Genomic DNA, 21316 nt, shown 5'->3' with positions numbered 1-21316 from the left:
TCGCGACCTGACGGAAAGGCAGACGCGTCACTGGACGCGTCGCGCTGAAGGCGCGCAAGCTGAGCTGAGCGGGGGGCCGGCTCCGCATGTGATGGGAAGGACTTCGCATGCGACTGACCCGAGTGCTGTTCCCCCTGCTGGCGATTCTCCCCCTCCTGGCCTGTGGAGACAGCAATGGCGGCGTGGGGGAGAGCTGCGGTGAGGACGGCTGTGATTCCGGCCTCTCCTGCCGGAGGGACTTCCCCGGCACCTTCTGCGCGCAGGACTGCACCGCGGAAGGGGAGGGCGGAGGCTGTCCGTCCGGCACGCTGTGCACGCGCCAGTTCGACGCACTGATGTGCTCGCCCGTCTGTGACGCCGAGTCCGACTGCCGGGACAGCTACGCCTGCAACGGCGTCAGCAACACGAACCTCAAGGCCTGCCAGGTCAAGCTGTAGACGTGACAGGTGGTTTTGCAAGCCTGGCCATTGATGAATGGAATCCAGGGAATGCAGGCTCGTGGGCATGAACGGTCCCTCCTGGTCGCTTCGTTCCCTCCCACCCGCGGTCCGCCCGACCTCTCCAGTGCCCCGGTGGACCAACGCAGCTGCCACGCGGGCTTCGTGCTGACCACGACCCACTTCGAGACCTGGTCCGCGCCCAGCTCCATCTGGACGGGCACTTCCCGCAACTACACCCCGGGCCTCTTCGAGCGCGCCCCCAACGACGTCATCGCCATCATTGACGGACTGGGCACCCAGCGCGTCCTGGTGCGTTAGCTGGTTCGGGCGGACAGTGTCCGCTGGCGGGGAATGGCCAGGACCCCGGACATGGGCTGGATTGGGGCCCATGTCCAAGTCCCCGCCGTCGCGCCGCTGGATGCTGACCGCCTTCCTCGTCTGGCTCCCCGGGCTCGTGCATGTCTTCCCGTTCCTGGGCGTCTACATGCTGATGTTCAACAAGGCCTACGCCCTGGCGATGTTCGTCGGCTTCGCCCTCACCGGGCTCGCCCTGGGCCTCATCCAGGCGCTCACGCGCGGCCTCAGGGCGCTGTGGGTCACCCCGGCGTCCTTCGTCGTGGGGTGGACGCCGTTGCCGCTGCTCATGTCCATGGACGCCCCCTTCGGCGTCGTGTGGGTGCTGACCCTGTTCACCTCCGCCGGGTGCGTGGGCCTGGGCCAGTGGATGCTCCGCTCCGACGCTCCGGCCTGAATCGCCCTGGAGGGCATGACGCGGCCGGACAGGAGCGGGGGCTCCTCGGGGAAATTACATAGCGTCCGCTATGCCTCCCTGCGTCATGTGGGGCCCGCGCGATCCATGTAACCCGCAGAGCGACACTGGCGTATCGCCTGCATCGCTCCGGGATTCACGCGATTGCGGAGAGTCAGGCAACATTCGCCGCGAAATGTAGAGAATCCCGGGGACTTTTCTCGATTCTCGAAAACGTAGGAGCTCCGCCCATGACCACCCCCATTGATGGTTCCGCCGCCGCCGCTGCCCGTGCCGCCGCCGAAGCCGCCGCGCGCGCCGCCGCCGAGGCCGCTGCCCGCGCCGCCGCCGCCGCGAAGGCCGCCGCTGACGCCGCCGCGAAGGCCGCCGCCGAGCAGGCCGCGAAGCAGCAGACGCAGCAGCAGATGCAGCCGCAGACGAAGCAGCCCACGGTGAAGCTCTTCAATGACGGGTTCTCCTCGGGCGGCGCGCAGAACAACCGCGGCGGGGTGAACCGGCTGACGGGCGAGACGACCAACCCGTTCGCCACGCCGCTGGGCACCAGTGGCGGCCATGCGCGTCCCCTCACCGGCCCGGTGCCGGGCAGTGCCAACGGCGCGGTCCCGGTGCGGGCCGACGTCAACGGCGCTGCTCCGGCGGGGGAGACGCAGCCGCCCCACGCGGAGGCGCTGCCGGACAAGCCGGAGGATTTGCCCAAGCTCTTCCCGGAGCTGAAGGACAAGAGCAAGGAGGACCTGAAGAAGGCCTACGACTCGCTCAACAAGCTGGGCACCGGCTCCTTCTCCGAGAAGGCCACCGCCCTGGGCGAGCTGGCCTCGCAGTTCCCGGAGACCGTCCCCAACGCCCTGGAGCGCATGGGCATCAAGGACGACAAGCTGGCGAAGCTGGCCACCAACTCGGACGCGCTCACCTCGCTGGGCAAGCTGACGGACCCCAAGGCGAGCAAGACCGACAAGGCGCAGGCGGCCCTCACCCTGGCGAAGGCCGCTGGCGACATCTTCGCGCCCGAGGACCTGAAGGGCGTGCTGGACACCGCGCTCAAGGGGCTGCCCGCGGCGGAGAAGCTGGTGGGCGCCATTGGCAAGTGGACGGACCCCAACGCCTCCGCCACCGACAAGGCCTCCGCCACGCTGGAGCTGGGCAAGGCGCTCAAGGACTTCGCCGGGGACAAGTTCCCCGCGCTCGCCAATGACCTGCGCAAGCTGGACGGGTCGCTGCGCGCCGCGGGCGCCGCCATCACCCTGGCGGACCCCAACGCGTCCACGCAGGACAAGGCGCTGGCCGCGGCTCAGCTGCTGGCGGAGGTGCCCGACCTCAAGAAGGACCTCAAGGCCTTCGCGGACGTCCTCAAGAACGCGGGCGTGAAGAACGCGACGGACGTGGCCCAGCAGGGCTCGCAGCTGGCCAACGTGAAGGTGAAGGGCCTGGATCCGCAGCTCGCGTCCAAGCTCACGCCGGATCAGCTGAAGAAGCTGGAGTCCGCCGCCACCAGGCTGGGCGGTCCGGAGTCGATGGAGGCCGCGCTCAAGGGCATCACCGACCCCAAGGCCCTGGACAACCTGGTGGGCCAGCTGGGCAAGGTGGACGCGGAGGCCGGCAAGAAGCTGGTGAGCGCCCTGGGCGGCATGGAGCACAAGGTCCTCAACGAGGTCCTGTCGGATCCGAAGACCACGGAGCAGTTCGCCAAGCTCGCGGGCAAGCTGGACGGCGACGCGGCGAAGATCGTGTCCAAGCTGGTGACGGACATGGACTCCGGCGCCGTGAAGGCGCTGCTCAAGCTCACGGACGGCCTGGGCGCGGACGCGCTCAACACCACCGTGAAGGGCCTGGGCCCGCTGCTGGACAAGGCGGGCAGCAAGCTCGTGGGCCAGGGCCTCAAGGTGATGGAGAAGGTGCTGGGCAAGATCGGCGTGGAGATCACCGCCGACGTGGCCGGCAAGGTCTTCAAGAACCTGGCGAAGGTCGTCCCGGTGGCGGGCGCGCTGCCCAACGCCATCGACGCGGTGAAGTACGAGAAGGAATCCCTGGAGCTGCACGGCAAGAACAACGACCTGGGCTACTTCGCGCACACCGCCGCGGCGCTGAACGTCGCGGACGGGGCCCTGGGCATCGCCCTGGATCTGACCGGCGTGGGCGTGGCCGTGGACGTGGGCGCCAGCGTGCTGCTGGGCGCCGCCGAGCTGGCGATGGACATCGGCTTCAGCCAGGAGAAGGCCAAGTACGAGGCCGACCCGGAGGGCTACAAGGCCCCGGACTGGATGAAGGCCGTGAACCTGGCGGGCGCCGCCGCGCAGGGCCCCGCGGGCCTGGCGCACATGGCCGCGTACTACGGGCCGGAAGGCACCGCGCAGCTGATCCAATGGGGCGTGGAGAAGGCCGCCAAGGGCGCAGTGAAGGCCGCCGAGTTCGTGGGCGTGTCCCAGGCGGAGCTGGCCGGCGACGGCCTCAAGGGCGCCGCGAAGGTCATCCACAAGCTGGCGGACGTGGTGCGCAACCCGTCCAAGTACGGCGAGGCCGCGGTGAAGGCGGCCACGGAGGCCTTCAACACCGCCATCGAGAAGGGCGGCGAGCTGGCGAAGGAGGCCAAGGAGGTCCTCGACGGCGTCATCGACGGCGCGAAGAAGCTGGGTGAGAAGGGCCTGGAGACGCTCAAGTACATCGCCCAGAACCCGGGCGAGGCCGCGAAGAAGGCGCTCGACGGCATCAAGAGCGTGGTGGACTCCGGCCTGGACCTGGCCACGGACGCCGGCAAGGCGCTCTACAAGCAGGCCGTCTCCACGCTGAATGACCTGAAGGCCGGCTACGACAAGCTCACTGGCGCCGCGAAGGAGAAGGCCAAGGAGCTCATCGACGGGGCGACGACGCTCGTCTCCAACACGGTGAACAAGGCCAAGGAGCTGGGCGAGAAGGGCCTGGAGCTGCTGGCCTGGACCGCGCAGAACCCGGGCGAGGCCGCGGCCAAGGCCAAGGAGGCCATTGGCGACGCCCTGGCCAAGGGCGGCGAGCTGGCCAAGAAGGCCTGGGAGTCCGTGAAGGACCTGGGCGCCGCGGGCGCCGAACTGGCGGAGGGCCTGGTGAAGGGCCTGGCCAACGCGGGCGAGAAGGCCGTGGAGACGCTCAAGTACATCGCGGAGAACCCCGGCGAGGCCCTCTCCAAGGCCGGCGAGTGGGTGGGCAGCACGCTGTCGAGCATGGCGCGCAAGGGCGGCGAGCTGGCCACCAAGGCTGCGGGGGCCATCAAGGACTTCGTCGACAACCGCGTGTCGTGGGCCAAGGACTTCGCCAAGGACCTGCTCAAGGACGGCGTGGAGTCCTTCAAGAACGTCGCCAAGGCCTGGAAGGACAACCTCACGGAGGGCGGCAAGGAGCTGCTCGTCGCCGTGGCGGACCTGGGCGACGCGGGCGTGGATGCGCTCAAGGACCTGGCTGGCGCGGGCGGTCAGCTGGCGGAGGCCGCCATCGGCCACCTGGGCAATCTGGCGAAGGACGGCGTCGAGGCCGCCAAGGACGCGCTCGGAGTGCTCGCGGACCTGGGTGGCGAGATCGGCGACCTCGCCGGGGACGTGGCCGGCAAGGTGAAGGACTTCTTCGACGACCTCATCCCGGACGACATCCCCGGCATCCCGGGCATCTAACCCACCGCGTCACAGGCCTGTAGCGCCGCACGGGGTCTGTTCCTTCAGGGGAACAGGCCCCGTTCGCGTTGATTGTGTGTGATTGAAAATTTCCACAAATCACCGTGGGTCAACGGCTGTGAAGCAAGGCGGACCCGGGGTGTCATCGTTGCCCGTTCGTGACAGGCCTCATAGTCCAGACAAGTTTGAGCGGAAAATTACGAACTGGTTAAACTGTGAGATCTTTATTTCCAGATCTCACGCAACTCACAGGGAGGGGTCTGGATAATCGGGGCAGGAATCACAGCCTCCACCGAGGAATCCCCGAATGAGCCTCTCCGCGACGACGTCCCAGCGCACGAACTCTGTCTTCTCGAATCGTTCCCAGGCTGTGACGACGAGCCCGGTTCGCAACAGCTCGAACCCCAACGCCATCCTGTCCCAGTACCAGCCGACGGGCGCCTCCGCGCGCACGGCGCGGCAGGACGGGCTGCAGCCGGGCGTGGCCGCGTCGACGAAGATGGCGCAGACGGACCTGGCGCGCCTGAAGCAGTACAAGGGCAACATCGAGGCGGCGGCGGCGAAGCACGGCCTGCCCCCCGCGCTGCTGGCGGCCATCGCCAGCCGTGAGTCGCGCGCGGGCGCGGCGCTGGACCGGACGGGCCACGGCGACGGCGGCAACGGCTTTGGTGTGATGCAGGTGGATCACCGCTACCACACGACCAAGGGTGGCCCCACCAGCGCGGAGCACATCGACCAGGCGGCGGGCATCCTCAAGGGCTACGTCAACGACATGAAGAAGGCGCACCCGGACTGGTCCGAGGCGCAGCAGCTTCGTGGCGCGGTGGCCGCGTACAACTCCGGCCCGGGCAACGTCCGCACCCTGGCGGGCATGGACGTGGGCACCACGGGCAATGACTACTCCAACGACGTGTGGGCGCGCGCGCAGGCGCTGGCGCCGCACTTCGGCGGTGCCGCGACGCCCGGCGCCACCAACACGAACGCCAACACCCCCACGCGTCCGTCGCAGACCGCCGACACCTTCGAGCCCGCGAACACCCCCCAGCGGCCGGGGGCGAAGACGTGGACCCCCGCGCCCTCGATGGACCAGGTGAAGGTGCGTGGCAACAACCTGCGCGAGGGCATGCAGGGCCCGGCGGTGAAGCAGCTCCAGGAGATGCTGGGTGTCCCGGCGGACGGCAAGTTTGGCCCCGTCACCAAGAAGGCCGTGGAGGACTTCCAGCGGGCGAACGGCGTGAAGGCGGGCAGCAACGCGGGCCAGGTCGGCCCCGACACGCTCAAGGCGCTGCAGGGCAACCGCCCCGGCACCACGAACAACACCCAGGGCACGAACAACACCCAGGGCACGAACAACACCCAGGGGACGAACAACAACGGCGCGGTGCTGGGCAACGGCGTCCGCATCGACACCAACAACGCCACGCTGAAGAAGCTGGCCACGTCCCGCCTGAACAACGGCCAGACGGGCTACTGCGTGCGCACCACGCTGGACAACATGACCCGGCTGGGCATCCCGAACACGCCGGCGGCGACGGGCAACGACCCGAACAACCCCCGCGGCGGCATGGCGCAGATGCTGCGCAACGGCTGGGAGTCCATCCCGTTCCCGGGCGCCCAGCAGAAGGCCATCAAGAGCCCGTACGGCAACGCGACCGCGAACGTCGTGTCCGCGGACCAGTACCGGAAGCTCGTGGCGGACGGCAAGGTGCCGGACGGCGCCATCATCTTCCAGTCGCGCCACGGCTGGGACTACAGCGGCGGCTCCAAGGGCAACGACATGGGCATCGTGCGCAACGGCGGCAAGACGACCCACAACTACCAGGACATGAACTCCATCATCTATTCGGACTGCAAGGAGGTCGTCATCCTGGTCCCGAAGGGCGCCATCCAGCGCGACTGATGTGAGTCGAGTCGGGTAGGTCGAGGAGGGGGCTGGAGCTGAAAAGCTTCAGGCCCCCTCTTTCGTCAGCAGCTCCGCGCCCAGCTTCCTGGCCGCGTCCAGGAACTCGTCCCCCAGCTTCGTGCCGCGCACGGCGCGCGCCAGTGACAGCGCGCCGTACATGAGCGCGATGGCGGTCAGCGCCTTCTCCCGGCGCCGCGCCCCAGCGGGCAGCAGCTCCGCGTACGACTGGACGAACTCCTGCAGCTCCGCCTCCAGCGCGCCCCGGTAGGGCTCCCCCGCGCGTGACACCTCCGAGGTGATGCTGGGCAGCGGGCAGGTGGGCGTGACGCCGTCGCGGTGCTTGCGCGACAAGTAGCGCACCAACACCTTGAGCGCGGGCGCTTCCGGCGCATCCTCCTTCGCCTTGCGCAGGAGCGCGTTCCACGTCGTGCGAGCGGTCGCCCGGAGGGTCTCCGTGAAGAGGTGCTCCTTCGAGTCGAAGTGACCGTAGAAGCCGCCCACGGTGAGCCCCGCCCCCTTCATCACGTCCATGATGGAGCTGGCCTGGATGCCCCGCTCCAGCAGCAGCGTGGCGGCGGACGCGAGGATGGCGTCATGCGACTTCTGCTTCTGCTCCGTCTTCTGCGTCATGATGGATGACGGCAGTAATCTTGCCGCCATCCACCGTCAAGATGGCGCTCCCTCGCGCGCCTGCTACTTCTTCTTGCGCGAGCCGTCCTCGTAGAAGGCCTCGTCCTCCACGAGTCCTCCGTCGGGGTTCCAGCGCTTGCGCTCGGTGACGCGGTCCTTCGTCCACTGCGAGTCCTCGATGAGGGTGCCGTTCTCCGCCCACACCTGGCGGCGGCCTTCCGCCTTGCCCTTCACGTAGTGCTCGCGGCGCTCCGTGCCGCCGTCCGGGAGGAAGCTCTCCGTCACGCCGTCGGGGTCAAAGCCGTTGTGCCATTCACCCTTGACCAGATTCCGCCGCTCGCGCAGCGCGCCGTCGTCCTCGAAGAAGGACTCCACCGCGCGGTCTCCGGTCACGACGAGCTCATGCTTGCGCTCGCCGTTCTGGAAGTACTCCACGCGCTTCACCTGCTGGCGGCTCTTCCAGGTGACGACCTGCTTCTTGCCGCCGTCCTTGAAGAACTCCGTCTCGTCGCCCTCCCGCTCGCCCTTGGCCCAGGTCGTGGAGGTGAGGGCCTTCCCGTCGGAGTACCGCGTGCTCACGCCGTCGAGCACGCCCGCGGCGTACGCATTCGTCGCGGTGCGCTGCCCGTCCTTGTCGAAGAGCTCCGTCACGCCTTCGCGCCGTCCGTTCTTCAGCTGGATGACGGCGCGCTTCTGTCCGTTGGGGTGGAAGAACACGAGCGGCGAGGGCCCCTTCCAGACGCAGTCCTTCAGGCCCGCCTCCCACGAGGACTGGAGGCCACAGCCCGCCTTGGTCAGCCGCCCGGTCTCGTCGTAGTCCTCGTAGGTGCTCTTCGCGTCCTCCGGCTGCCGGTCCACGCGCCGGGACACCTTGCCGTTGGGGTGGTAGCGCAGCATCTCGCCCTGCTCGTTGTCGTCCACGTAATGGCTGGTCTCCACCAGCCGGCCGTCCTCGTGGCGCTTGAATCCGCCCTGGCGCTTGTCGGCCTTGTACTCCTGCTCCACGGCGCGGCCGTCGGACCAGCGGCGGACCTCCCAGCCGTCCTTCTTGCCGTTCTTGAACGCGACGGTGTGCGTCTCCTTCTTCGTGTCCTCGTCCACGCAGCGCACGGTGCCGGTGAGGTTCTTGGTGGTGTTGCCGTTGTCCAGGTTGATGGGCTTGCCCTGGAACGAGCAGTGCTCGATGGCCCACGCGGGCGCGGAGAACAGGGGCACGGACAGCACGAGAAGACGCATCACGGAAGGCGCGCGCATGGAGGGCTCACGAAAGAGGAAGGTGGATGCACCGTAGCCGCGAAGCGCCGGGTCCTGGAACGGCTTCCGGGCCCACACCCGCCATGGACATGGCGAGGGGGCCCGGAGGGAGACCGCGAAGTTGCGAAGGGGCTCTTCAGCGCGAGGCGACGGCCTGCGTCTCCGGCTTCGGCTCCAGGGTGGCCTTGGCGGCGTCGATGGCGGCCTGGATGTCCAGCTTGCCGCCGGTGATGACCTTGCCCTTGAGGTCCGGGTCCTGCTCCACCGTCTTGAGGATGAGGTCGCGCACCTGCACGGCCGTCAGGTCCGGGTTCTCCGCGAACATGCGCGCGGCGGTGGCGGCCACGGTGGGGGTGGCCATGGAGGTGCCGCTCATCTCCTCCCAGTCGTTGCCGGGCACGGTGCTGAGCACGTCCTCGCCCACGGCGGCCAGGTCCACCACCTTGTCGCCGTGCGACGAGAAGCGGGCCAGCTTGTCGTTGTTGCGGTCCATGGACGCCACGGTGAGGACGTTGGGCAGGTCCACGTTGGCCGGCATGTCCGGCACGTTGTTCATGTTGCTGCCGTTGCCGTTGGCCGTGGCCGCGAGCAGCAGGATGTCCGCGTCCGCCAGCTTCTGGATGGCGGCCTCCCAGCGCTTCTGGGACGCGGCGTCGCGGTAGGAGTCACCGAAGCTCGCGTTCGCGGCGCGGATGTTCACGCCGTGCTCGGTCTTCATCTTCACCAGGTAGTCCACCGAGCGCTCGAAGTTGGTGAGCAGGTCCGCGCCGTCGTACAGGCCGCCCACGCTGAGAATCTTCGCCTTGCCCGCGGCGATGCCGGTGTTGCCCTCGCCGTTGTCCTCGGCGGCGATGATGCCCGCCACGTGCGTGCCGTGGTCCGTGCCCTCGCCCTTGAACGGGTCGCCCTTGCCGGTGCCCACGTTGAAGCCGTGGATGTCGTCCGCGATGCCGTTGCCGTCGTTGTCGATGCCGTCCCCGTCGATTTCACCGGGGTTCGTCCACATCGCGTCGTCCAGGTCGGTGTGCTTGTAGTCCACGCCACCGTCGATGACCGCGATGACCGGCTCGCCCGTGAGCTTGGGCTTGGGCTGAGACGGATCCACCGGCTTCGTGTCGGCGATCTTGTTCGCGCCCGGCTTCACCGCGACGTTGCCGCCACCGAAGGCGAAGGCCGACGCCGGCACGCTGGCGCCCGGGGTCGAGGGACGGCCCGTCGGGCGGTCCACGAAGTTGGAGGGACGCGCACCCTGGGAGTCGAAGCCGTCACGCACCGTCAGGGGCTTCGCCTTGGGCGCCTGGGCGCGCGAGGTGGCCGTGTTGGTGGTGGGGGCGATGGAGGCGGGCGACTTGCGGTTGATTTCCATGGTGTTCCTCCGAGGGGGGATGAGGAGCGGCCTACTGACTCCTACATTGTCGCATGGCGCCATTTTAAGTTTCGTCCCCAATGGTTTTTCGGCGGGGCGAGGGCGTTAGGACAGGTCCACTTCCAAGGAGGACGCATGAGCCAGGAGCAGTGGACCGAGGTCGACCGCTACATCACCGACCACATGGTGGCGCCGGACGCCGAGCTGGACGCGGCACTGGAGGCGAGCGCGAAGGCGGGGCTGCCCGCCATCAACGTGGCGCCGAACCAGGGCAAGCTGCTGATGCTCCTGGCCCGGATGCATGGGGCGAAGCGCATCCTGGAGGTGGGCACGCTGGGCGGCTACAGCACGCTGTGGCTGGCGCGGGCGCTGCCGCCGGAAGGCCGCATCATCACGCTGGAGGCGGTGCCCAAGCACGCGGAGGTGGCCCGGGAGAACATCGCCCGTGCGGGCCTGTCCGACGTGGTGGAGGTGCGGCTGGGCAACGCGGTGGACACGCTCGCCCAGTTGGAGAAGGAGGGCCAGGCGCCGTTCGACCTGACCTTCATCGACGCGGACAAGGTGCGCACGGCGGAGTACTTCGCGTGGGCGCTCAAGCTGTCGCGCAAGGGCAGCGTCATCCTCACGGACAACGTCGTGCGCAAGGGTGGCGTCGTGGACGCGGACAGCACGGACGCGAACATCCAGGGCATGCGCCGCTTCTACGAGGCCGTGGCCGCCGAACCCCGCGTGAGCGCCACCGCCGTGCAGACGGTGGGCAGCAAGGGCTACGACGGCTTCTCGCTCGCGCTCGTCACGGGCGACCCGAAGTAGCGCTTGCGTCGCGGCCCCGTGCACCGGACGCACGGCCTTCGTGCGCCCGGTGCAGGTGGGAAGCGGACTACCAGACCTTCACGCGCTGCTCCGGCGTCAGGTAGAGGCCCTGGCCCGGCTTCACGTCGAACGCGGGGTACCACGCGTCCAGGTTGCGCACGGTGGCCGCGCGGAACATGCCGGGCGAGTGGCCATCCGTCACGAGCAGCCGGCGCAGCAGCGGTTCGCGGAACTTGTTGCGCCACACCTGCGCGAAGCCCAGGAAGAAGCGCTGCTCGCCCGTGAAGCCGTCCAGCGTGGGCGCGGGCTTGCCCTCCAGGGACATCACGTAGGCGTCATGGGCGATGGAGACGCCCGCCACGTCGGCGATGTTCTCGCCCAGCGTCAGCTCGCCGTTCACGTTCATGTCCGGCAGGGGCTTGTACGCGTTGTACTGCGCGGCCAGCGCCTTGCCCGCGGCCTTGAACTGCTCCAGGTCCTTGGGCGTCCACCAGTTGGCCAGCTTGCCCTTCGCGTCGAACTGCGCGCCCACGTCGTCGAAGCTGTGGACGATTTCGTGGCCGATGACGGAGCCGATGCCGCCGTAGTTCACGGCCGGGTCCGCGTTCGGGTCGAAGAACGGAGGCTGGAGGATGGCGGCCGGGAAGATGATGGAGTTCTGCTGCGGCGAGTTGAGCGCGTTGACCTCCTGGGGCGTCATGAACCACTCCATGCGGTTCACGGGCTTGCCCAGCTTGGCCAGGTTGCGCTGGTGCTCGAAGAGCTCCGCGCGCTCCGCGTTGCCGAAGGCGTCTCCCTTCACGATCTCCAGGCCGGAGTAGTCACGCCAGGTGTCCGGGTGGCCAATGCCCACCTGCACCGTGCCCAGCTTCTCCTTGGCGCGGGCCTTGGTCTCCGGCGACATCCACTCGAGCGCGTCGATGTGACGGCCGAGCGCGGCCAGGATGTTGCGCACCATCAGGTCCGCCTCGGCCTTGGCGGCGGGCGGGAAGTGCTTCTCCACGTAGCGCTTGCCCACCGCTTCACCCATGGCGAAGTTGGAGAAGTTCACGCCGCGCTTCCAGCGGTCGCTCAGCTGCTGCGCGCCGGAGAGCGTCTTCCCGCTGAAGTCGAAGCCCGCGTCCACGAAGGCCTTCGACAGGTACGGGGTTCCCTGCTGGATGGCGTGGAAGGCCAGGTAGTCCTTCCACGTCTGCAGGGGCTCGCTGCCCACCAGCTTCGCGATGCCGGTGATGGCGGACGGCTGCCAGACGATGAAGTCCTTCTGGGCCGCGAGGCCGGCGCTCGCGAAGTACGCGGCCCAGTCCATGCCGGGCGCCTTCTTCGCGAAGTCCGTCTGCTTCCAGGGGTTGTTCACCTTCTCCACGTCCTGCGTGTCCTGCGCGGACCAGTGGATCTTCGCGATCTTCATCTCCAGGCCGAAGATGGCGCGGGCCTTCGCTTCCGCGTCGGGGATGCCGGCGTTCTTCAGCTGGGTCGCGATGTGCTGCTGATACTTCTCCCGCACCTCTTTGAATCGCGGCGTGTCCTTCAGATAGAAGTCGCGGTCCGGCAGGCCCAGGCCGCCCTGGAGGATATAGGCGGCGTAGCGGCTGGGGTCGTTCAGGTCCTCCGCCACCCAGAGGCCCAGGAGCCGGTCCGTGGTGGAGTGCCCGGTGTTGAGCGGATCCACGTCGCTGCGCATCGTGGTGCCCAGCAGCGAGGCCAGGCCCTTGCGGTTGGCCACGGCGGCGATGCGATCCATCTCCGGCTTGAGCGGCGTGGCGCCCTTGGCCTCGATGGCGGCCTCGTCCATGAAGCTGGCGTAGAAGTCACCCAGCTTGCGCTCCTCGCTGCCGGCGGGGGCGTCCGACTTCCCGGCGGCCTCCAGCAGGTCGCGCGTCTGCTTCGTGGCGTCCTCGGCCAGGCGCGTGAACATGCCGAAGGAGGAGCGGTCCGGGGGAATCTCCGAGGTGTCCGCCCACTTGCCGTTGACGTAGCGGTAGAAGTCGTCGCCCGGAGCGACGGACGTGTCCATGCCCGGAGTGTCGATACCGAAGCTCCCGAAGTGCGGCTTGGGAGCGGCGGGGGCGGCCGGAGCCGGAGCCGGGGTGGCGGCGGCCTGGGCCGGCGGGGACTTCTCCGCGGGCGAGGTGGAGGCGCACGCGGTGATGAGCGCGGAAGCGCAGACGCCGAGCGTCATGCGCGCGGCGCCAAACGGCGGTCTGGAACGGAACGACATGGAGGCTCCTGGATGTTGCCCGTACGGGGTGGCGCACTCTGGCGCACGCGGGCGCGCCCCCAACAGCGCAAATGGCGGTTTCATCCCAGCCATTGCGTTCTGGACGTCCGGGGACGATGGCGCGGTGCGGTGTCCCACGGGCATCGAGTTCTGACTACGGTCAGGGGTTGAGCCATCCGGAGGGCCCATGACTCCCACCGCGTTTCGTCCCGCATACACGGTCCAGACCGCGCGCACCGTGCTCCGTTGCTGGTCACCGGCGGATGCGCCGCTGGCACTGCGAGCCATCGAAGCCAGCCTGGAACACCTGCGTCCCTGGATGGAGTGGGCGAAGCGCTATCCCATGAGCGTCGAGCAGCAGGCCGGGCAGCTGCGCCGGATGCGCGGTGTCTTCGACCTGGGACAGGACTTCGCCTACGGCGTGTTCAGTCGCGACGGCTCCGAGGTTCTTGGCGGCACGGGCCTGCATCCCCGGGTGGGCGAGGGGGCCCTGGAGATTGGCTACTGGATTTCTGCCAGTCACACGGGCCGGGGGCTCGCCACGGAAATGGCAGGGGCGCTCACCCGCGTCGCCTTCGAAGTGGAGGGCGTGCGCCGGGTGGAGATCCATTGCGACCCCCGCAACGTCCGCAGCTCGGCGGTCGCCCGGAGGCTGGGTTTCGTTCACGAAGGCACGTTGAGACAGCGGCTCGTCGCACCCGACGGCGCGCTCCGGGACACGATGATCTGGACCCTGCTCGTCGAGGAGTACGCCGCCAGCCCCGCCGCCGCGACCGTCGTCGAGGCCTTCGACGTGCTGGGGCAGAAGCTGCTCTGAGATAACAAACAACGCGCTTGGTTTGGAATTCTGCTTATTCTCGTCTGCGTATTGACTCGGGAATCAACGGGTCTCAATATGGCCGCGCTTCACTCCCCAGCCGCCCCCTGAGGTGTCTCAATGACTTTGAAACTCCCTGCGTGGTGCAAGCATTTGCCAGTGGTCATGTTGTTCCTGTTGCTGCCGCTCACGGGCCTGGCCCTGCCGACCACCGGCTTCCGGTTCGTCGACATCCCCGGCAGCGACGGCACCATTCTCAAGGCGAACTACATCGCGCCCACGACGCCGGGTCCGCATCCGGCCGTGGTCTTCATCTCGAGCTGGGGACTCAACGACCTGGAGTACCTGGCCCAGGCCAACGCGATGGCGCAGAAGGGCTACGTGGCGCTGTCCTATACGCCGCGCGGCTTCTGGGCCTCCGGCGGTGGCATTGATACGGCCGGACCGGCGGACATCGCGGACACGTCGCGCGTCATTGATTGGATGCTCGCCAACACGACCGCGAATCCCTCTCGCATCGGGCTCGCGGGTGTTTCTTATGGCGCGGGCATCTCGCTCATCGCCTCCGGCTTCGACTCGCGCGTGAAGGCGGTGGCGGCGCTCTCCGGCTGGTCGGACCTGGTGGCGTCGCTGTTCGGCGGAGAGACGCGGCGTCCGCAGGCGGTGGCGCTGCTGAACCTCGCCGCGACCCTGCTGGGCCGGCCTGGCCCCGAGCTGAGCACCACCATCAACGACTACTTCGCCAACCGGAACATCGAGTCCATCAAGGCCTGGGGGCGCGTGCGCTCGGCGGCCACGTACATCAGCCAGATCAACGCCAACAAGCCCGCCATCCTGATGGCCAATGCGTATGGCGACAGCCTCTTCCCGCCCAACCAGCTCGTGTCGTTCTACGGCCAGCTCGCGGGTCCCAAGCGGCTGGAGTTCGCGCCGGGCGACCACGCCGTCGTGGAGGCCACGGGCCTGCTGGGCCTGCCCAACGGCGTCTGGACCAGCGTGACGCGCTGGATGGACCAGTACGTCGCGGGCGTGGACACCGGCATCTCCCGTGAGGCGCCCGTCGTGCTGCGCACCTACGACGGCGACACGGAGGGCTATGCGTCCTGGGCCCAGGTCTCCAAGGGCACGCAGCGCTTCGGCCTGGGCGCCATCCGCGTCCTGGATGGCACCGGCACGCTGGGCGGCACGCCGTCGTCGAGCGGCTCGCGGACCGTCTGGTCCGGCTTCGACACGAACGCCGACGCGGGCGTGGCGCTGCTGACCAACGGGCTCCAGGCGCTGACCGGCATTCCGCCCGTGGTCTGGCTGCCGGGCGTCAACCGCCTCAACGCCGGCGTCTGGACGTCGTCCCTCACCACGAGCGGCGTCGCCATCCGGGGCTCGGCCACGCTGCGCCTGCGCGTCACGCCCTCCACCGCGTCGGGCACGGTCGTCGCCTACCTGTACGACCTCCTGGGCGACTTCGGCGGGCTCATCACCCATGTGCCCCTCTCGTGGAAGAACGCGACGCCGGGCGTGCCGCTCGACCTGGACCTGACGTTCCCCGCCACCGCGTACGACGTCCCCGTGCTGCACCGGCTGGCGCTCGTCGTGGACACGGAGGATCCGCTCTACCTGGACGCCAACACCACCGGCGCGACGCTGTCGCTCGGCGGGCCGTCCTGGTTGGACCTGCCGACGCGCTGACCACCGCGTGACGGGGATGGAGGGCGCGCTTGCTGGACGCCCTCCGTCATTCCAGCGGGCGTGTCCGGTGTGTTAACGCTCCCGGCGCCCATGGGAACCGCCGTCTCGGAACGCACCCGCGTCGCCCTGCTCGTCCTCGCTGGCGGCGTGCTGGCCCTGTTGCTGTCGCATCATCCCGCCATCCTGTCCGGGCTGCGCCTCGTACAGGGTGACGAGGGCGACGTGCGCTTCAACCACTACGTCCTGGAGCACGGCTGGCGCTTCGTGACCGGCGACCCGGCGCACGCGCGCTTCTGGGATCCGCCGATGTTCTACCCGGAGCTCAACGTCGCCGCGTACTCCGACGTGCTCCTGGGCGTGGCCCCGTTCTACTGGCTGTGGCGCGCGCTGGGCCTTGGCGCGGACCTGTCGTGGCAGGCGTGGTCGCTCACCATGGCGGCGCTCAACTACGCCGCGGCGGTGTGGCTGCTGCGGCGAGGCTTTGGCCTGCGCGTCTTTCCCGCAGTGGTGGGCGCGGTGCTCTTCACGGCCGGCGCGCCGCGCATCAACCAGCTCAACCATCCGCAGCTGGAAGGACAGTTCTTCGCGCTCATCGCCGTGGGCGCGGTCATCGCGCTGACGCGGCCGGAGACGGACCGGCGGCGTGGGATGGCCTGGTCCGCGCTGCTGGTGGGCGCGTTCGTGGCCCAGCTCTACGCGGGCTTCTACTGGGGATGGTTCCTCTTCTTCTTCCTGCTGCTGGCGTTCATCGCCGGGCTCGTCTTCCGGGACACGCGCGGTCCGCTGCTGACGGCGCTGCGCCGCCACCTCCCGGCGCTCGCGGGCTTCGGAGTCTTGGGGCTGGCGCTGCTCGCGCCGCTCGTCCTGCACTCACGTCAGGCCATTGGCACGGTGGGGCTGCGCACCTTCGCGGAAGTCTCGCCCATGGTGCCGCGCTTCTGGAGCTGGTTCTTCGTGGGCCAGGACAGCTGGCTGTACGGGTGGACCAACAGCTTCTCCAAGTTCCAGCGCATGCCCGTGGCGTGGGAGCACCGCCTGGGCTTCGGCTTCGTCACCCCGGTGCTCGCGGGCATCGGCCTGTGGCAGGCGCGCTCACGGCCCGCGGTGCGACTGCTGCTCGTCGTGGCGGTGGCCACGGTGGTGCTCGCGTCGCGCTACACCGGCGGCTACACGCCCTGGTGGCTCGTCTTCCACGGCGTGCCCGGCGCGGCGGCCATCCGGGCCCTGGCCCGCATCGGCATGTGGCTGCTGGTGCCCGCGGCCGTGGGGTTGGCCCTGTACCTCCAGCGGCAGTGGGACTCCGGACGCGCGGCGCTGGCGGTGGGCCTGGGCGCGCTGTGTCTCCTGGAGCAGGGCCTCAACAGTCCCGCCTATGACCGGCACGAAGCTCGCGCGGACGTGGAGGCGGTGGCCGCGCGCATCGCACCGGGCTGCGCGACCTTCTTCTACGCGCCGACGTCCGGTGAGGCCCAGGAGTGGAAGTACCAGCTGGACGCCGTGTGGGCGTCCGGCGAGCACGGCGTGCCCACGGTGAACGGCTACTCGGGCAACTACCCGCAGGGCTGGAAGCTCCAGGACAACCGTCGCTTCAACGCGGAGGCCTCGGCGCGCATCGACCGCGACCTGGAGGACTGGATGCGCTCACGGAACCTGGCGCCCGGGAGCGTCTGCCGCATCGAGGTGCCCGCGCGGCGGTAGGACCCACCGCGCGGAACAGCCTTCGGGGCTACTTGGCGATGGTGGCGTAGTCGCCCTTGAGCGCGACGCCGGTAACGAAGCTGCCGGCGTGGCACTCGATTTCGGTGGCGCTCTTGAACTCCACCTTCTTGTAGTAGCTGACGACGTTGACCACCGCGTTGGCGCCGTTCTTCTTCGCGCCCTCCTGCAGGGCGATGATCGCGGAGAGGGCGGCCCACTTGCAGGCGTAGTCGTCCGACTTGCCCACGCCGTTGGTCTTCTTGTTCGAGGTGTCGCTGCCCAGCGTCTTCAGCACGTTGGGCGTCTTCGCGCCCGCCATGAAGAACTTCACCGAGCCGTCCAGCTTCTGCTTGGCCTCGGGCAGGGCCATCACGTCCGCCAGCTTCACCTTCGTCACGGTGTCGCGCGCCAGGGCGGGGCTCGCGGCGGTCAGGGCCAGCAACAGGAGGGCTTTCTTCATGGCGGTGTCTCCAGGCATCAAGGCCAGCGGCGGAAGATCAACGAGGTGTTGATGCCACCGAAGGCGAAGTTGTTGCTCATCACCAGGTCCGTCTGCAACGCACGTCCCTCACCCACGACATAGTCCAGGGGCGCGCACTTCGGATCCACGGAGTCCGCGGTCAGGTGCAGCGTGGGCGCGAACCAGTCCGAGCGCATCATCTGGATGGTCATCCACGCCTCCAGCGCGCCGCAGGCCCCCAGCGTGTGGCCCATGTAGCTCTTGAGGCTGGAGATGGCGACCTTCTCCCCGAAGACGGTCTTCGTCGCCGCGCTCTCCGCCACGTCGCCCGTGTCCGTCGCCGTGCCGTGCGCGTTGACGTAGGGGATGGCGGAAGCAGGCACGCCCGCGTCCTCCAGCGCCAGCCGCATGGCCTCCGCCATGGTGTCCGCGTTGGGCTGCGTCACGTGGCGGCCGTCGCTGTTGGTGCCGTACCCCAAGAGCTCCGCATGGATGGTGGCGCCGCGCGCCTTCGCGTGCTCCAGCTCCTCCAGCACCAGTGTGCACGCGCCCTCGCCCAGCACCAGCCCGTCGCGCTCGGCGTGGAAGGGGCGGGGGGACTGGTGCGGCGCTTCGTTGTGCTTGGTGCTGGTGGCGAAGAGGGTGTCGAACACCGCCGCGCCCGTGGCGTCCAGCTCCTCCGCGCCGCCCGCGAGCATCGCCACCTGGCGGCCCAGCTTGATGGCTTCATACGCGTAGCCAATGCCCTGGCTGCCGGAGGTGCACGCGCTGGACGTGGTGATGATGCGCCCGGTGACGCCGAAGAAGACGCCGATGTTCACCGCCGCCGTATGGGACATCATCCGCAGGTACGTCGTCGCGGTGATGCCCTCCGTCGTCTTGTGGGTGATCATCTTCCCGAAGTCGCCCATGTTCTCCGGCGTCCCCGCTGAGGAGCCGTAGGCGATGCCCATCTTCCCGCTCTTCACCAGGGGGCTGCCCAACAGGCCCGCGTCCTGGAGCGCCAGCTCGCTGGCCCGCGTCGCCATCAGCGCCACGCGGCCCATGGTGCGCGTCGTCTTGCGCGAGTACGCGGACGGCGGCAGCTCGAAGGGCAGGGCGGGCGCGCCCAGCCGCGTGTTCAGACCTTCGTAGGCCTTCCAGGGCTCCATCACCTGGACGGCGTTCTGGCGCGCGCGCAGCCGCGCCTCGACCGTCTTCCAGTCATGGCCCAGGGGGCTCAGCGCACCGACTCCGGTGACGACTACGCGCTTCATCCGATCATCCCCCCGTTCACCGAAATCACCTGCCGCGTGATGTAGGCCGCTTCTTCCGACATGAGGAAGGCCACCGCGGCGGCGACCTCCTCGGGCTTGCCCATCCGGCGGGCGGGAATGATTTTGAGCGCCTCCTCCAGGACCTCCGGAGGCACCATCTCCGTGTCGATGAGGCCCGGCGCCACGCAGTTGACGGTGATGTCGCGCTTGGCCAGCTCCACCGCCAGCGCCTTCGTCGCGCCGATGATGCCCGCCTTGGCGGCGCTGTAGTTCACCTGGCCCCGGTTGCCCATGAGCCCGGACACGGACGACAGCGTGACGATGCGGCCCGGCTTCTTGCGGCGCACCAGCGGCATCGTGAGCGGGTTGAGCACGTTGTAGAAGGCGTCCAGGTTGGTGTGGATGACGCCGTCCCACTCTTCCGCCGTCATCGCGGGGAAGGCGTTGTCGCGAGCGATGCCCGCGTTGCACACCACGCCGTAGTAGCAGCCGTGGGCCTCCACGTCCGAAAGCAGCGCGGCCTGCGTGGCGGCGCGGTCCGCCACGTCGAACTGGAGCACGCGGGACTCGCGGCCGGCCTCACGAATCTGGGCGGCCACCGCGTCCGCCTCCTCGCGCTTGCTGCGGCAGTGCACCACGACGTCGTAGCCGTCGCGGGCCAGGCGCAGCGCGATGGCGCGGCCGATGCCCCGGCTGGAGCCCGTCACCAGCACCGTCTTGTCACCCATCTGTGTTGCCCCTTCCCAGGTCCTGCCCCGGTTGCGGCTCGTAGACCGTCAGCGCCGCCGTGGCCACCTGCTCCGTCCCGATGCGCAAGGTGCAGTCGAACTGGCCCAATCCGTTGTCCGCGGAGAACTGGCGGTGGACCTCGATGCGCAGGGTTTCGCCCAGCTTGAACGTGGGGCGGTTGCACTCGTAGCGGCGCGTGCCCAGCAGGAAGCCCACCCGGGGCGTGCCGCCGCGCTTGCGCGCATGCCACCCGGCCCACGCGGCCACGGCCTGCGCCATGTACTCGATGCCCACCCAACCGCCCACGACGCCGTCCGCGTAGAAGAGGCTGTCCTCGCGCACGGTGACCTCCGCGAGCAGCGAGTCCGCGTCGCCTTCCAGGACGCGGTCGAGCAGCCGCATGCGCCCCTGATGGGGCACCAGTTCCTCGACGGGCTGATCAATCACGATGCGCATCATGCGCGCTCCAGCACGAGGGCGGCGTTGCTGCCCCCGAAGGCGAACGAATTGCTCAGCACGCTCTTCACCGGACGCCCCAGCGACTCCCCCGGCTTCACCAGCGACAGCGCCGGCAGCGAGTCGTCCACGGCCCCGTCCCAGAAGTGCCCGGGCAGATGTCCCTCCGGGTTGTCCACGAGCGTGAGGAACGCGAAGGCCGCCTCCAGCGCGCCCGCGGCCCCCAGCGTGTGGCCGGTGAGCGGCTTGGTGGAGCTGGCCTTCACGCCGGGTCCCAGCAGCGCGTGCACCGCGCGGGTCTCCATGGCGTCGTTCTGCGGCGTGGCGGTGCCGTGCAGGTTCACGTAGTCCACCTGCTCCGGCGAAAGTCCCGCGCGCTTCAGTGCCTGCTGGATGGCTGCCATGGCGCCCTTGCCGCCGGGCTCGGGCGCGGAGATGTGGTGCGCGTCGGAGGACTCGCCCCAGCCGGACAGGCGCACCGGCCCCGGCTCGCGCGTCATCAGGAACAGCGCCGCCGCTTCGCCGATGTTGATGCCGTGGCGGTGGGCGCTCATCGGGTTGCAGCGCTCCTCGCTCACGGAGTCCAGCGAGCGGAAGCCCGCCACGGTGAAGCCGCACAGCGAATCCACGCCGCCCGTCAGCACCGCGTCCACGGTGCCCGTGCGCAGCATCCGCGCCGCGCTGGCCAGGGCCTTGGCACTGGAGGAGCACGCGGTGGAGATGACATAGGCGGGGCCCCGCGTGCCCAGCACGTGCGAGAGCGCCAGCGCGGGGGAGCCCAGCTCCTGCTGCTGCAGATGGAAGCGGGGCGGCAGCTCGCCCGTGGCCATGTGGCCGGCGATGGCCGACTCGCTTTCACCGATGCCGGAGGTGCTGGTGCCCATCACCACCGCCACGCGCGAGGGACCGAAGCGGGCCACGGCCGCGTCAATCTCGGCGCGCACCTGCTCCAATGCCGTGAGCAGGAGCGCGTTGTTGCGGCTGTGCTGCGAAGGGGGCAGGGCGTCCTGCGCCGCGAGCGGTGCGGTGACGACGCCCAGGTGCAGCGGACGGTCCGCGTACCCGGCATGCGAGGCGACGCCGGAGACGGTGTCCGCGAACAGCGCCCGGGCCACCTCCTGCTTCCCGGAGCCCAATGCGCAGACGAGGCCCAGCTGGTTGAGGAAGACAGGAGGAGGCATGG

The 21316-nt window shown here is 69.1% G+C and carries 18 protein-coding genes; 9 read left to right on the top strand and 9 right to left on the bottom strand.

Annotated features, from left to right (window positions below):
• The first annotated feature begins 107 nt into the window (after window positions 1-107).
• The 5 genes from D7V77_RS09585 (at window position 108) to D7V77_RS09560 (ending at window position 6744) form a co-directional block, all read left to right on the top strand.
• On the top strand, window positions 108-437 hold the full coding sequence (locus tag D7V77_RS09585; RefSeq protein WP_120575964.1) for a hypothetical protein: 330 nt from the start codon (window positions 108-110) through the stop codon (window positions 435-437).
• Window positions 438-602: 165 nt separating this feature from the next.
• Window positions 603-758, top strand: a complete 156-nt coding sequence (locus D7V77_RS09580; protein WP_233596777.1) for a hypothetical protein — start codon at window positions 603-605, stop codon at window positions 756-758.
• A 70-nt stretch (window positions 759-828) separates the two neighbouring features.
• On the top strand, window positions 829-1191 hold the full coding sequence (locus D7V77_RS09575) for a hypothetical protein (RefSeq protein WP_120575963.1): 363 nt from the start codon (window positions 829-831) through the stop codon (window positions 1189-1191).
• A gap of 248 nt (window positions 1192-1439) precedes the next feature.
• Window positions 1440-4844, top strand: coding sequence for a Dauer Up-regulated (locus D7V77_RS09565; RefSeq protein ID WP_199733758.1), 3405 nt, complete (start codon window positions 1440-1442; stop codon window positions 4842-4844).
• Window positions 4845-5151: 307 nt separating this feature from the next.
• The gene (locus D7V77_RS09560; protein ID WP_120575961.1) at window positions 5152-6744 is read left to right on the top strand and encodes a peptidoglycan-binding protein; all 1593 of its coding nucleotides are present in this window, start codon (window positions 5152-5154) and stop codon (window positions 6742-6744) included.
• Window positions 6745-6792: 48 nt separating this feature from the next.
• On the opposite strand, the gene D7V77_RS09555 is transcribed toward D7V77_RS09560, so the two are convergent.
• From D7V77_RS09555 to D7V77_RS09545, 3 genes are all read right to left on the bottom strand, one after another.
• Window positions 6793-7377, bottom strand: coding sequence for a TetR/AcrR family transcriptional regulator (locus tag D7V77_RS09555; protein ID WP_120575960.1), 585 nt, complete (start codon window positions 7375-7377; stop codon window positions 6793-6795).
• A gap of 63 nt (window positions 7378-7440) precedes the next feature.
• Entirely contained in the window at window positions 7441-8631 is a 1191-nt protein-coding gene (locus D7V77_RS09550; protein ID WP_147452027.1) for a toxin-antitoxin system YwqK family antitoxin, read from the bottom strand.
• A 136-nt stretch (window positions 8632-8767) separates the two neighbouring features.
• Window positions 8768-9997, bottom strand: coding sequence for a S8 family serine peptidase (locus tag D7V77_RS09545; protein WP_120575958.1), 1230 nt, complete (start codon window positions 9995-9997; stop codon window positions 8768-8770).
• A 135-nt stretch (window positions 9998-10132) separates the two neighbouring features.
• Here D7V77_RS09545 and D7V77_RS09540 point away from each other — a divergent pair, with 135 nt between their 5' ends.
• The gene (locus tag D7V77_RS09540; RefSeq protein ID WP_120575957.1) at window positions 10133-10810 is read left to right on the top strand and encodes an O-methyltransferase; all 678 of its coding nucleotides are present in this window, start codon (window positions 10133-10135) and stop codon (window positions 10808-10810) included.
• 67 nt (window positions 10811-10877) lie between these two features.
• Here D7V77_RS09540 and D7V77_RS09535 read toward each other — a convergent pair whose 3' ends face one another.
• Window positions 10878-13031, bottom strand: coding sequence for a M13 family metallopeptidase (locus D7V77_RS09535; protein ID WP_172808381.1), 2154 nt, complete (start codon window positions 13029-13031; stop codon window positions 10878-10880).
• 187 nt (window positions 13032-13218) lie between these two features.
• On the opposite strand from D7V77_RS09535, the gene D7V77_RS09530 reads away from it, so the two are divergent.
• The 3 genes from D7V77_RS09530 to D7V77_RS09520 all read left to right on the top strand — a co-directional run bounded on the left by D7V77_RS09530 (window position 13219) and on the right by D7V77_RS09520 (window position 17232).
• The gene (locus D7V77_RS09530; RefSeq protein WP_120575956.1) at window positions 13219-13848 is read left to right on the top strand and encodes a GNAT family N-acetyltransferase; all 630 of its coding nucleotides are present in this window, start codon (window positions 13219-13221) and stop codon (window positions 13846-13848) included.
• A 165-nt stretch (window positions 13849-14013) separates the two neighbouring features.
• Window positions 14014-15534, top strand: a complete 1521-nt coding sequence (locus D7V77_RS09525; RefSeq protein ID WP_233596776.1) for a CocE/NonD family hydrolase — start codon at window positions 14014-14016, stop codon at window positions 15532-15534.
• Between the two features lie 90 nt (window positions 15535-15624).
• The gene (locus tag D7V77_RS09520) at window positions 15625-17232 is read left to right on the top strand and encodes a hypothetical protein (RefSeq protein ID WP_120575954.1); all 1608 of its coding nucleotides are present in this window, start codon (window positions 15625-15627) and stop codon (window positions 17230-17232) included.
• Window positions 17233-17260: 28 nt separating this feature from the next.
• On the opposite strand, the gene D7V77_RS09515 is transcribed toward D7V77_RS09520, so the two are convergent.
• Genes D7V77_RS09515 through D7V77_RS09495 form a run of 5 tightly spaced genes read right to left on the bottom strand, consistent with a single transcriptional unit; the run spans window position 17261 to window position 21314 of the window.
• Entirely contained in the window at window positions 17261-17692 is a 432-nt protein-coding gene (locus D7V77_RS09515) for an excinuclease ATPase subunit (protein ID WP_120575953.1), read from the bottom strand.
• Window positions 17693-17709: 17 nt separating this feature from the next.
• Entirely contained in the window at window positions 17710-18948 is a 1239-nt protein-coding gene (locus tag D7V77_RS09510; protein ID WP_120575952.1) for a beta-ketoacyl-ACP synthase, read from the bottom strand.
• Window positions 18945-19676 (bottom strand): 3-oxoacyl-ACP reductase FabG, encoded by a 732-nt coding sequence (gene fabG / locus D7V77_RS09505; RefSeq protein WP_120575951.1) that lies wholly within the window; start codon window positions 19674-19676, stop codon window positions 18945-18947. Before fabG ends, D7V77_RS09510 begins: the two co-directional genes overlap by 4 nt.
• Entirely contained in the window at window positions 19669-20136 is a 468-nt protein-coding gene (locus D7V77_RS09500; protein ID WP_120575950.1) for a hotdog family protein, read from the bottom strand. The genes fabG and D7V77_RS09500 overlap by 8 nt, the downstream gene beginning before the upstream one ends.
• The gene (locus tag D7V77_RS09495; RefSeq protein ID WP_120575949.1) at window positions 20133-21314 is read right to left on the bottom strand and encodes a beta-ketoacyl-ACP synthase; all 1182 of its coding nucleotides are present in this window, start codon (window positions 21312-21314) and stop codon (window positions 20133-20135) included. Before D7V77_RS09495 ends, D7V77_RS09500 begins: the two co-directional genes overlap by 4 nt.
• Window positions 21315-21316: the final 2 nt, after the last annotated feature.

The organism is Corallococcus sp. CA041A (assembly GCF_003612075.1).
Taxonomy (GTDB): domain Bacteria; phylum Myxococcota; class Myxococcia; order Myxococcales; family Myxococcaceae; genus Corallococcus; species Corallococcus exiguus.
The sequence above is the reverse complement of the archived record's forward strand: the minus strand, read 5'-3'. Positions and strand labels throughout refer to the sequence as shown.

Coding starts and splice junctions, on each gene's coding strand:
- D7V77_RS09585 (WP_120575964.1), top strand. CDS start 108: ATGCGACTGACCCGAGTGCTGTTCCCCCTGCTGGCGATTCTCCCCCTC.
- D7V77_RS09575 (WP_120575963.1), top strand. CDS start 829: ATGTCCAAGTCCCCGCCGTCGCGCCGCTGGATGCTGACCGCCTTCCTC.
- D7V77_RS09565 (WP_199733758.1), top strand. CDS start 1,440: ATGACCACCCCCATTGATGGTTCCGCCGCCGCCGCTGCCCGTGCCGCC.
- D7V77_RS09560 (WP_120575961.1), top strand. CDS start 5,152: ATGAGCCTCTCCGCGACGACGTCCCAGCGCACGAACTCTGTCTTCTCG.
- D7V77_RS09555 (WP_120575960.1), bottom strand. CDS start 7,377: ATGACGCAGAAGACGGAGCAGAAGCAGAAGTCGCATGACGCCATCCTC.
- D7V77_RS09550 (WP_147452027.1), bottom strand. CDS start 8,631: ATGCGCGCGCCTTCCGTGATGCGTCTTCTCGTGCTGTCCGTGCCCCTG.
- D7V77_RS09545 (WP_120575958.1), bottom strand. CDS start 9,997: ATGGAAATCAACCGCAAGTCGCCCGCCTCCATCGCCCCCACCACCAAC.
- D7V77_RS09540 (WP_120575957.1), top strand. CDS start 10,133: ATGAGCCAGGAGCAGTGGACCGAGGTCGACCGCTACATCACCGACCAC.
- D7V77_RS09535 (WP_172808381.1), bottom strand. CDS start 13,031: ATGTCGTTCCGTTCCAGACCGCCGTTTGGCGCCGCGCGCATGACGCTC.
- D7V77_RS09530 (WP_120575956.1), top strand. CDS start 13,219: ATGACTCCCACCGCGTTTCGTCCCGCATACACGGTCCAGACCGCGCGC.
- D7V77_RS09525 (WP_233596776.1), top strand. CDS start 14,014: ATGTTGTTCCTGTTGCTGCCGCTCACGGGCCTGGCCCTGCCGACCACC.
- D7V77_RS09520 (WP_120575954.1), top strand. CDS start 15,625: ATGGGAACCGCCGTCTCGGAACGCACCCGCGTCGCCCTGCTCGTCCTC.
- D7V77_RS09515 (WP_120575953.1), bottom strand. CDS start 17,692: ATGAAGAAAGCCCTCCTGTTGCTGGCCCTGACCGCCGCGAGCCCCGCC.
- D7V77_RS09510 (WP_120575952.1), bottom strand. CDS start 18,948: ATGAAGCGCGTAGTCGTCACCGGAGTCGGTGCGCTGAGCCCCCTGGGC.
- fabG (WP_120575951.1), bottom strand. CDS start 19,676: ATGGGTGACAAGACGGTGCTGGTGACGGGCTCCAGCCGGGGCATCGGC.
- D7V77_RS09500 (WP_120575950.1), bottom strand. CDS start 20,136: ATGATGCGCATCGTGATTGATCAGCCCGTCGAGGAACTGGTGCCCCAT.
- D7V77_RS09495 (WP_120575949.1), bottom strand. CDS start 21,314: ATGCCTCCTCCTGTCTTCCTCAACCAGCTGGGCCTCGTCTGCGCATTG.